Origin of the sequence: Cysteiniphilum sp. QT6929 (assembly GCF_030035755.1) — a bacterium.
Lineage (GTDB): Bacteria > Pseudomonadota > Gammaproteobacteria > Francisellales > Francisellaceae > Caedibacter > Caedibacter litoralis.
Genome location: NZ_CP103983.1, coordinates 2,455,688 through 2,467,078, shown reverse-complemented (window position 1 = coordinate 2,467,078; position 11,391 = coordinate 2,455,688). Strand labels below are relative to the sequence as shown.

Annotated in this window: 11 protein-coding genes; 6 read left to right on the top strand and 5 right to left on the bottom strand. The window is 38.6% G+C overall.

Going from position 1 to position 11,391, the window contains the following annotated elements:
• Positions 1-113: 113 nt before the first annotated feature.
• From NYP54_RS10785 to NYP54_RS10775, 3 genes are all read left to right on the top strand, one after another.
• Positions 114-1,769 (top strand): hypothetical protein, encoded by a 1,656-nt coding sequence (locus NYP54_RS10785; protein WP_283156505.1) that lies wholly within the window; start codon positions 114-116, stop codon positions 1,767-1,769.
• Between the two features lie 205 nt (positions 1,770-1,974).
• Positions 1,975-2,442, top strand: coding sequence for a hypothetical protein (locus NYP54_RS10780; RefSeq protein ID WP_283156504.1), 468 nt, complete (start codon positions 1,975-1,977; stop codon positions 2,440-2,442).
• A gap of 454 nt (positions 2,443-2,896) precedes the next feature.
• The gene (locus NYP54_RS10775) at positions 2,897-3,067 is read left to right on the top strand and encodes a hypothetical protein (RefSeq protein ID WP_283156503.1); all 171 of its coding nucleotides are present in this window, start codon (positions 2,897-2,899) and stop codon (positions 3,065-3,067) included.
• On the opposite strand, the gene NYP54_RS10770 is transcribed toward NYP54_RS10775, so the two are convergent.
• The 4 genes from NYP54_RS10770 to NYP54_RS10755 all read right to left on the bottom strand — a co-directional run bounded on the left by NYP54_RS10770 (position 3,055) and on the right by NYP54_RS10755 (position 5,875).
• The gene (locus tag NYP54_RS10770) at positions 3,055-4,452 is read right to left on the bottom strand and encodes an MFS transporter (protein ID WP_283156502.1); all 1,398 of its coding nucleotides are present in this window, start codon (positions 4,450-4,452) and stop codon (positions 3,055-3,057) included. The genes NYP54_RS10775 and NYP54_RS10770 overlap by 13 nt on opposite strands.
• Positions 4,449-4,910 (bottom strand): tRNA (uridine(34)/cytosine(34)/5-carboxymethylaminomethyluridine(34)-2'-O)-methyltransferase TrmL, encoded by a 462-nt coding sequence (trmL, locus tag NYP54_RS10765; RefSeq protein WP_283156501.1) that lies wholly within the window; start codon positions 4,908-4,910, stop codon positions 4,449-4,451. The genes NYP54_RS10770 and trmL overlap by 4 nt, the downstream gene beginning before the upstream one ends.
• Before the next feature lie 373 nt (positions 4,911-5,283).
• The gene (locus NYP54_RS10760) at positions 5,284-5,619 is read right to left on the bottom strand and encodes a hypothetical protein (RefSeq protein WP_283156500.1); all 336 of its coding nucleotides are present in this window, start codon (positions 5,617-5,619) and stop codon (positions 5,284-5,286) included.
• Complete coding sequence (locus tag NYP54_RS10755) at positions 5,591-5,875, bottom strand: BrnT family toxin (protein ID WP_151194339.1); 285 nt, start codon at positions 5,873-5,875, stop codon at positions 5,591-5,593. The genes NYP54_RS10760 and NYP54_RS10755 overlap by 29 nt, the downstream gene beginning before the upstream one ends.
• A 140-nt stretch (positions 5,876-6,015) precedes the next feature.
• Here NYP54_RS10755 and rbsK point away from each other — a divergent pair, with 140 nt between their 5' ends.
• The 3 genes from rbsK to NYP54_RS10740 all read left to right on the top strand — a co-directional run bounded on the left by rbsK (position 6,016) and on the right by NYP54_RS10740 (position 9,700).
• Entirely contained in the window at positions 6,016-6,927 is a 912-nt protein-coding gene (rbsK, locus tag NYP54_RS10750) for a ribokinase (RefSeq protein WP_283156499.1), read from the top strand.
• The gene (locus NYP54_RS10745) at positions 6,927-7,676 is read left to right on the top strand and encodes a Nif3-like dinuclear metal center hexameric protein (RefSeq protein WP_283157536.1); all 750 of its coding nucleotides are present in this window, start codon (positions 6,927-6,929) and stop codon (positions 7,674-7,676) included. Before rbsK ends, NYP54_RS10745 begins: the two co-directional genes overlap by 1 nt.
• A 152-nt stretch (positions 7,677-7,828) precedes the next feature.
• Positions 7,829-9,700 (top strand): APC family permease, encoded by a 1,872-nt coding sequence (locus tag NYP54_RS10740; protein WP_283156498.1) that lies wholly within the window; start codon positions 7,829-7,831, stop codon positions 9,698-9,700.
• A 44-nt stretch (positions 9,701-9,744) separates the two neighbouring features.
• On the opposite strand, the gene NYP54_RS10735 is transcribed toward NYP54_RS10740, so the two are convergent.
• The gene (locus tag NYP54_RS10735) at positions 9,745-11,247 is read right to left on the bottom strand and encodes an APC family permease (RefSeq protein ID WP_283156497.1); all 1,503 of its coding nucleotides are present in this window, start codon (positions 11,245-11,247) and stop codon (positions 9,745-9,747) included.
• Positions 11,248-11,391 lie beyond the last annotated feature (144 nt).

Sequence of the window (11,391 nt, the reverse complement as noted above, 5' to 3'; positions counted from 1 at the left end):
TAAGTAAATCCATATGAGATCTATCGGGATAGTTATCCTTGATGTCAGCAACTATGGGTTAAGCATCAATCATGAAAAATAAAAATATGAAAAACACAAAAAAGGAGTTTGCTATGATAAAAACATCTTTGAAATCACTCGTCATATGTCTTGGAGTAACTAGCACACTATTATTGAGTGCTTGCGGAGGAAATCATGGTGGATCAGGCTCTCGGGTCAATCCAGCACCTACTCCAACACCCACTCCAACACCCACTCCAACACCCACTCCAACACCTACTCCAACACCTACTCCAACACCTACTCCAACACCTACACCGCCAACCCTTGAAGTAACTGAGGCACAAACACCAGGTGATACTATATTACCTTACAATAGCAGCTATAACGCATCTTACTGGATCTATCTTGCACCAAATAAGGATAGTTTGAAATCTATAGGTGACGAGCCCATCAAATACCAAATAACGGTTACATCTGATAACGATGTCATTAGCGCCGAACACATGACATGTGATGATAATCCAACTGATACGATGACTACCGGGCAACGCTGCAAAATTGATATCACATTCTCGACACCTGCCGCGGCTATCGATGACGTGAAAGCCTATAAAAAGCTTGACACAAATAACCTCATATTTTCTCTGTCTCAAACCGATCAGAAAGTGACACAATCATTTAGTTATTTGCTTTCTGAAGTGACGCAGCCTGCTGTTCTTTTTATCTATAAATATAACTATGCTTCTATTTACGATACCACAGCAAATAATGATCCGTTATCCTCAAACAGTAATCTGATTTTTAATTATCTTCCTGAGGATATAAAGTATGCGCGACTAAAAAACAATAATGACATCATTGGCTTTGATAGCACAATAAATAAATTCACGCTATCCCAACTTACAACAAAATACACAGAAAATACCAATGCTGAGATTATGATTAGTAATCCACAATCTATAGAAAGTGTAGGGTTTCCAAATGAAGCAGACTTTACAATCTATAAAGCACCACAAGCCGCTATTGTCGATATGCATACCAAAGACAATCAAATTGCCTTTTTGGTTTCCTCAGCAAATAATAAACAGCTGTCTATTTATATTGCTAAAGTTGATGATATAAAAAAGACACTAACATTTCAGCGTAGTATACAAAATGTATTAAGTGCAGAGGGCAATGATAACATTGGTCTGTCATTTTTAGATGATGGTTATTTTGTTTTAAGCTATCGCTCAGCGATTGATAGCAAAACAGGCAATGGATCATTATTGGCGACTGAGATCTCAGCAAGCGCCACAGATGGTAGTACTGCAAAAACAATTACTCTCTTGAAAAATGGTGACAAGATCCCAGGAACGGATCAAACAAGCTATGCTATTAGTGATTTTGATTATGTTAATAGCAATAATAACAGCATTGTTTACGCCTATGTTGAGGATCAATCAACAAACTCAGAAAGTCATACTTATGTCACTAATCTCTTAAGCTACTCCTTTGATGATAGTGCAGAACCAAAATATGCTTTTATGAAAATTGCTGATAATCAAGAAACTTCTCCAACACCTACTATTACTAAGCTTGCTGATGGCAACCGCTTTTTAGTAAGTTATGAGGTAGCGTCTGAAACCTATGCCAGTAAGCTTGCACAGTACGCTAAGTATATTGATGTATCAACTTCAGTGATGTTTGATGCGATAACTAATAAGGAAATTGGGATGGATAATGGCGTAAATCCTAATATAAATACTGAGCTATTAGCCCTTTAGTTTTGATGCATTAATGATGTAAGCTACGCTGATTGTCATTTGTAATAAAAACACACTTAGTTTATGGCTGCTTCTTCCGTTTAATACATGCCATAAGCTGAGCATATACATTAAATAACTACAATTTTGAAACAATTAGGGTAAATCCCCCCCTATAAATCTACGCACTCAATGGAGGTTTCATGCTAAAAAAGGTAATTTCAAGATGAAATCAATAGAACAAAACAGTGACATTTTACATATAATATGTCAACACTTGCAAATAAAGGACATCACCAACTTGCTTCTGACTAACAAAGCAATATATAAAGCAATTATTACACAGGATAAATACAGACCCCTAATCATGAAGATGCTAGTACTCGACTACATCGCATCAGCACATACCAATACGAGTCAGGCACTTAGCGATATATGTGAAGAGCTTCACGTTAGCGCTGATCTTAAAGATAATGCTAATCAGATGATAAATAATTTTTTTTCTACGTATAGACTGGAAAACACTCAGCGCAATCAATGGGATCTACAAGAAGCGATATATCGCACAAAAAAACTATCTCTTGCGATGATGACAAGCAATTATGAGTTTCTTATGATGGACAATTTTGATACTCGGCTTTTTGACGGTAGGAAATACAGTAAGCACAGGGACTATCTAACTAAATTTAAATAACAGGGCCCTCTCGCGACAAGAGGTCTATGATGAGTACTACTTACGTCCTATGCAAACACTTACTGATATAAATCAAACACCCCTAGCAATTCAGCAGATAGAGCAATTCAAAGTATTATATTTTGACATCAATACTACTCCGAAACTACTAAAAGTGACAAAGCTACGAGAAGCATTGATATGTCTGATCAATCTATACCATAAACACTGCAGTACACTTGCTACTGAAAAACTTACAAAAATGTTTAGCAAATGCAACAGTGCCAACTATCTTATTGATCTTCTTAATCACCCTAAAGAGAGTGTATTAATGATTCCTCCTGCCGAAGTAGATGAGGACATAATCAGAAACGCAATTGACACAACGCTAAAAATACCTAATTTTTCTAGTGGAAATTACAGTTACTTGCACCTCTTCAATAAAAAATAAATTTAAGTAAGGGGGTAATAAAAAATGTTTAAACAATTAAGAACTGATTATTTAAGAGAATTAGTTGCACCTTGGCTGGAAGATCCAACCAAACTATATATGCTTTTAGTTGCTGATTTTAAAAAACTATTCTACCCCATATACGTCAAAATAGTTGACTCTAAAATTAGCACAATTAGTTTTTACGTTAATTGAATACCACTTAAGCGATGTGTTTGCTGACAAAAAAACAAATAAATAGCTGTCATAAACATGCCTAGCGCACAAAAGATCATAACATAACTAAACGCATGAAGCGTAATCGTAGAATGAGCACTGAGCTCAAACACATTGGAAAACGTTGCTAACAAAGTTGCCACCCACGCAACCGCAAAAGCACTTGATAGCTGAATAACCGCACTCATAATGACACTACTAACACCGACTTCATCATCACTTACTGTGCTATAAATACTGGAGTTAGTGACCATCGTAAAACAACCAAATGAAGCACCAATAACTGCTAACAAGCCTAAGTACAGTACAAAATCAAAATGACTAAACATCCAGGCTAACCCTAGATAGCTAAAACACATAAGACCAATGATAATAAGCATATAACAATATAGCCCAAGCGCTTTTAAAATCGGCTTAACCATACGCTTAACAAGCCATGCAGGGATCATAAACGCCATAAAAGCAAGCCCTGCCTCAAAGGCACTAAAACCATGATGAATTTGCAAATACAATGGCAGCATAAACATGAGTCCCATCGTTGATAAGCGTACCATAACACTTACTAATACTAACGCATTAAAGCTTTGATGACGAAAAATATTAAGGTTCACAATCGCACCTTGCCTTTTATATCGCGCATAGATCAAATACAACAGCAATAACACAATAGCAAAGATTAGAACCACGCCTTTCAGGCTATTTGAAATCGAATGATCAATAACGGTATCTAATACAAACATAAAAAATGCGATAGCCATACCAAGCAAGATAAATCCCAGATAATCAAATCCAAAATCTTGTTTTTTGCCATCGATTTTAGGGATAAATCGCCAAGCAAGTACTAATGCAAATAAGCCAATAGGCACATTGATAAAGAAAATATAGCGCCAATTAAGGTAAGTAGTAATCCCGCCACCAATCAAAGGTCCAAGCATAGGTCCTATGGTTAAAATACTCCCCATAATCGTCATTGCATATAACAGATTTTTCTTATAGACACGCACCAGTATCATCCGCGCTACTGGCATCGTAAACGCACCAAAAAAGCCTTGTAATGCACGAGAGACCACAAGCATTGTCAAATTGGTCGATAAACCACAAAGTACAGAAGATAGAATAAACCCTATAGCTGAGATGAGTAATATTCTTTTTGTACCAAAGCGTTCAGCCACCCACGTTGACGCTGGTACAAACAGCCCCAAAGTTAACAAATAAACGGTAATAGCAACTTTTAAACTAATCGGATTAACATCAAATGACGCCGCCATTTGTGGCAAGGAGGTATTTAACGCACTGCCATCAACGAGCTCCATGAGCATAACAATAGCAACTGCATACGCCACAAAAGGCTTTTGATCGCTCATAGTGCACCTTCAAATCCTAATTGTCGCCATGCTTCAAACAGCATAATTGCTGTAGCATTAGATAGGTTTAAACTGCGACTATTTGCTAGCATCGGCAATTTGATTTGCGTTTGACTCAATTGATCTCTGACTTCTTGCGGCAGTCCTCGACTTTCAGGTCCCAAAAGTAAGATATCATCTTTTTGAAATTCAACTTGATGATAGTATTGATTGGCTTTTGTTGTACATGCCCATATTCGCTTATAAGCATGCGCCTCAACAAAACTTTGAAAGTTTTTATATCTAAGCACTGCGGCAAACTCATGATAATCCAATCCAGCGCGACGCAACTTTTTATCATCCAGATCAAAACCCAACGGCTCAATCAAATGCAGCTTTGCCCCAGCATTGGCACACAGACGAATAATATTTCCAGTATTAGGCGGAATCTCGGGCTCATATAGCGCAATATGAATCATTTTTCAAAACTCTAGAGATGCATTGCGCAGTATTGTATACCAGACACAAGACTTTTGCAGGCTTTACATGCTCTAAGTAATGATATAAGTAGCCATGCAAATATTATCAGGTATTTTTTTTGGATTCTCGGATCAAGTCCGAGAATGAGAATGATGTAACAATTCAAAAATAAGTTGATCTTTAATTATTCCCCTCACCCGTGCAGCTTAAGCTGCACGACCTCTCCCGCAAGGGGAGAGGTAATAGCTGATGCAACTTATTCTTGATTTATTACGATCCGTCATATTCGGGCTTGACCCGAATATCCATTACTATCAATAAATCATTGTTTAGGTACTTACTACTCATAAATGAAGGGAGTAATTAAAATCATCAATGCCTTAATTGCTTGAGATCTTTAGTATGCGCTTTTGCATAAGCATCCAAAACATCACGCATAAGTTTTTGATAGCCTGCTCTTTCTCTATCACCATGAATTGCCTTAGCAAGTTTAATGAAAAATTCTTTACTCTCTTTGCTGATATTCAAGGAAACTCTTTCTAGCTCATTCGCTGCCATTAACTGTTTAGGTGTAGGCAGAAAATCGTCTATCAACATAAACTCCATAGGCTCATCACTGTAACTTATCGCCACCTTATTTTCTGCGGTTATTTTATTTTTCGCACTCTCTTTAATAGATTCATTTTTTGTTTTTTTCATGTTTTTCATATGCTTTTTTACCTTTTCTCCAGTAACCTGCACCAAATATTCTTATTACGTCTTCCCTAAATGTAAACCTAACAGTCAAGATACCGCCAGTTTCCACCCTGCCAATACAGTAATATCTATCTTCAATTACACTATGCTCAACATCTTTAGCAATAAGACGTTGTTCATCATAAAAAGCTTGTTTAGCAACTGTAAAACTAACGCCATGTTTTTCCAGATTCAATTGCTCTTTAACACTGTCCCAGTCAAATTTCATCACAAACCATCTAGTCACCTTATAATGATGATTATAATGCACTTAGTTTTGATTTCAAGAAAATAGATTTACTCATTTAAAATATGATACGATAGCCTAACTTTATATATTTATAAGACCAAAAGTTAAGGATAGTGATTATGACAATAATGGTCATTGGTAGTGCCAATATGGATCTGATTATACAGGTTGAACACATTCCAAGCCCAGGAGAGACAATTTTAGGTGGACAATTTTTAACAGCCTCAGGTGGCAAGGGTGCTAATCAAGCGGTTGCAAGCGCGCGCCTAGGCAGTGATGTGTGCTTTGTTTCCTGTGTCGGTGAGGATAGCTTTGGCGAAACACTTATCAATAATTACCGCAAAGATAATATCAATATCAAACATATCAAGCGCAGCACTTCGCCTTCGGGTGTTGCGATGATTTATGTTGCCCAAAATGGTGAAAACTCGATTGCGGTAGCTCCTGGCGCTAACGCTTTATTAACACCTCAAGATTTAGATAAACTCACTGCGCAATTTGCACATAGTCAAATTGTCCTGACACAATTAGAAACCCCCATTGAAACCATTATGCGTGCTGGCGAATTAGCCAAAAGCAATCAGTGCTTATTTGTACTTAATCCAGCACCTGCGCAAAGCTTACCTGATACGCTTTACCCACTGATCGATATCATCACACCTAATGAAACAGAAGCCGCACTCTTAACGGGCATTGAAGTTACAGATGAGTCATCAGCGCTTATGGCTGCCAAAGTGCTCTTTAATCGTGGGGTTAGTAACGTTATTATCACCATGGGCGCAAAAGGTGCTTTCTTCTATGATGGCAATAATGCAAAGCTTATTCCCACACACAAAGTAGCTGCCATTGATACCACGGCAGCAGGGGATACTTTTAATGGCGCTTTGGTTAGTGCACTTGCTCAAAATAATACCTTGCTAGAGGCTATTGCATTTGCTAACAAAGCAGCAGCGCTCTCCGTCACCAAACTAGGTGCGCAAAGCTCTATTCCTTATCTTGATGAAATCACACACTCAACGAGTCACATATGATTGATCAAAAAGAGCTTAAAGCATATCTCAATCAACTATTAAATGTTGATATGATCAAGGATTATTGCCCTAACGGTCTACAAGTTGATGGCAAAAAAGATATTCACACCATTGTCACAGGTGTTAGTGCCAGCCTTGAGCTAATAGAAGCCGCTACTCTTAAGAAGGCAGATGCCATTCTTGTGCATCATGGCTATTTTTGGAAAGGCGAGAACCAAGCCATTACCGGCATAAAATACCAACGCATCAAATCACTGATCAAGCATGATATCAATTTGTTTGCGTATCATTTGCCACTTGATGTTCATCCAACACTGGGCAATAACGCACAATTAGCTCAACTTCTAGGTCTTAATGTGAGCGCTGAATTTGATACAGGCACCACACCAAATTACGGGATTATCTGTGATCATCACATCACATTAGCTGAGCTTACTCATCTTATTACTGACAAATTGAAACGCACCCCTCTTATTGTCGGCAAGATGAATGAAAACATTCAAAAAATTGCCATTTGCACTGGTGGCGCGCAAGATTTTATTGAACACGCCTATTATGCTGGTGCTGATGTATATATCTCAGGTGAAATCTCTGAACGCACCACCTTAATTGCACGTGAGTTAGGTATCACCTATATCGCTGCGGGTCACCATGCTACTGAACGCTACGGTATTAAAGCCCTTGGTCAGCATCTTGCTGAGCACTTTGACTTAACCCACCACTTTATTGATATTGATAACCCAGTTTAAGTCATTTACTTCTTTTGCTTCTTTTACTTTTTTTACTTTTTTTACTTTTTCTCTTTCTCTGTCTTTTTAGATATTCTGCCAACATTGCCTAAAAAATAAAAATAGTGTAAATTCGCGGACTTAACCGATGAGAAACACGATGGATTTCACTTATGAAATTAGGACGCATTTTTTTTGGCGACCCTATTCCCAAAGCCCAGGCTGAAGAGCATGCTTTATCAAAAAAACATGCATTAGCTATTTTTTCTTCCGACGCACTATCCTCCGTAGCATATGCAACTGGTGAGATTTTAACTGTGCTTATCTTAGCAGGTACCGCAGCCCTAGCGATGTCAATGCATATCGCTATTTTTATTGCCATTTTGATTGTTGTTGTTGGCGTATCCTACAAACAAGCTATTGATGCTTATCCTGAAGGCGGTGGCGCATACATTGTGGCACGCGAGAATTTAGGCACCTTTATGGGGCTTCTTGCCGCAGGTGCGCTAATGCTTGATTATATTTTAACGGTGGCGGTGAGTGTCTCGGCAGGCATTTTAGCAATTACTTCGGCTTTTCCTGAAGCACAATCACATGCTGAGCTCATGGCTGTTATCGCGATTATTTTTATCATGTGGATGAACCTGCGCGGCATGAAAGAATCAGCTTCTGCCTTTATGTGGCCAACTTACGCTTTCGTTGTCGTTATATTATCGATGGTTGGCATTGGACTTTATCGCTATCTCACTGGCAATTTACCTCCTGTTGATTACTCACATGCGACAGACCTTATGGCGCCATTAACAGGGGTCTTAACCTTGACACTCATTCTGCGCGCCTTTTCATCAGGATGTTCAGCAATGACAGGGATTGAAGCGGTTGCTAATGGTGTGATGTCATTTAAACAACCACGCGCTAAAAACGCATCGATCACCTTAATGGTATTGATCGTACTCTTGATTTCGATGTTTTTAGGCATCTCATTTCTTGCATCTAAACTAGAGTTACAGCCTTTAACCGATCAGAGTTTATTATCGCAAATCGGACACAATATTTTTGGCGGCGGTGTATTTTACTATCTATTGCAAACAGTCACTTGTTTGATCTTATTACTCGCAGCCAATACCTCTTTTGCGGGCTTCCCACTCCTAACCTCAATGATTAGTAAAGATGGTTACTTACCGAGACAACTACAAAACGTTGGTGATCGCTTAGCCTTTAGTAATGGGATTTTGGCACTTGCTGTTTTTGCTTGCGTGTTAATCATTGTCTTTCAAGCCAATACCAGTGCGCTTATTCCACTATACTCCATTGGTGTATTTTTAGCCTTCACCCTCTGCCAAGCAGGTCTTGTACGCGTATGGTATAACCGTCGTCGCACGGTCAAAAGCTGGTGGATCAAAGCAAGCATCAATAGCTTCGGTTGTCTTTGTACTTTCATTGCTGTAATTGTCGTTATTGAGTCTAAATTTTTTGAAGGTGCGTGGATTATCATCATTGCTTTGCCGCTATTAATTCTGATGTTTTATCGTATTGCTCACCATTATCGTTTAGCCGATCAAGAGCTGTCATTAAGTGCTGATACTGGTTTGATTGAAACCTCATTACAAAAAGACACACAATTAAAAGTGATTGTGCCTGTGTCAAAATTACATAAAGGCACGATTGCAGCGCTTAGTTTTGCGCGCAAGATATCGCCTGATATCACACCGGTGACCATCAACATCAACCCTGAAAAAACCGCACGCTTACAAAAACAATGGAGTGAATTAAACTTCCCTGAAGAGCTTGTTGTTTTAGATTCGCAATATCAATCGCTATCAAGACCACTTATCAAGTTTATTCGCCGCACGGATTTAACTGAGCCTGAGCGGGGATTGGCTGTCTTGGTTCTTCCTAAAGCAGAAACCACCAAACTATGGCATACGTTCCTGCATAATCAAAAAACCGCTCTGTTACGTTGGGGCTTAAAAAGTGTCAGTAAAACCGAGACCAAAGGTCAAGCACGCATCATTGTTGAAGTTCCTTATCAACTAACTGTTTAGCACAGCTTTCTGTAGGGGCGTATTGTATACGCCCAGATATATTATTAATCTTCAATCACTCGATTTAAATCACCATGCTCTTTGCACATTGCAACATAAGACTTAGTCGTGATTAAGATATAAAAAATGACAGATATAATCGCAACAAACCAGATATTTGGCACGATGTATAATAACCATAGGTAAGCAATAAATGGCAGGATAAACAATAATAGTTTTTGCACGCCAACTTTGTGCTGTACGAAAGCATAGATAATCAACAAGATAGTTAATGAGCTATTAACTAACATCAGATCATGACTTGGAATCGTCAGCATGATAAGCCCTAAAATCACAAAGACGACCAACCCTAACCAACGTGTTTTAGGCGCAATTGCTCCCATACTAATCGGTGCTGCCATATATCCAACAACATGATAACCAGTGACCACAACCATCAACGCTGCCCAGCTCTCGGCATTAAATAAGACAATTGCTGCTAATACCCAGTTAATCATCATTGAGCGCTTTGAGAAGTTGTATACTGGATCAAGCTTCGCAATCCAACGCGGCATTTGCCCTTCTGCTGACATTGCATAAAGCATGCGCGATGAAGCACCAAGATAGGTATATCCCGTGCCCGATGGACTGACCACACTATCAGCCAATAACAAAATAGCTAAGAAATTCAAACCTAATAGCATCGCTAAATTTAATAATGGTGATGAAAAATTCATGCCTTGCCAACCACCATTTTTAACCAAAAGCTCATGTGGAACCGCTGCCATAAACGCATATTGTAAGCCCATATAAACGATCAAAATAACAAAGATCGACAAGATAATGGACAACGGCACATTACGTTTTGGATTTTTAATCTCACTGGCAAACGAAACACTAATCTGAAAACCATTAAATGAATAAATTAATCCCGCACCAATAATTGCCATCACAGCACTGCTAAAGCCATAATCACCATTTGTTGGTAAATTAAAGTTGTTACTCAATCCTGAGTGATCAAATGCGGCAATCAAAAAAACAGCGATGGCAAATAATGGCGTGAAAACCTTAAGCACAGTGACCACATTGTTTACTCGTGTTAACAGCTTAATGCCATAAAAGTTCACGACCAAGTAGACAAATAAAATACCTAAAGCTAAAAATTTACCACCATAAGTTAATACATGATTCTGCATCAACGCATCAGATCCAATCGCTGCAGATAAGTACTGTGTTGTTGCTTGTGCCTCAGTGGCAATCACCACCATAATGCCAAACCAGTTAGCAAATGCAAACGGCATACCAAAGATGCCATTGTGTGATAACGCGCTTGATCGTGTTGTCGCACCACGCACTGGATAAACCGCAACAACCTTTGCCAAACATAAGCCAACCAATAAGACTAAAATAGCGGCTAGAATCCATGCAAGAAACGCCCAGTTTCCTGCGATTTTTGCGGTTAATTGCGCACTAAAAAGCCAGCCTGAGCCAACCATACAAGTGGCACTTAATAAAGTCGCACTTAATAGTGATACGCCTGATTTTTTTGGTGTGAACTCTGCACCCATATTCCTCTTCCCTCTTTTAATTCTATTATTTACATTCGTTTTTATACCTTATAAATATCACAGTGCCACAAACCTCCTTTAACGAGCATTGACGATAGATATATGTTTTAAAATACAGCATTATTTTTGTTAAATACATGCCGC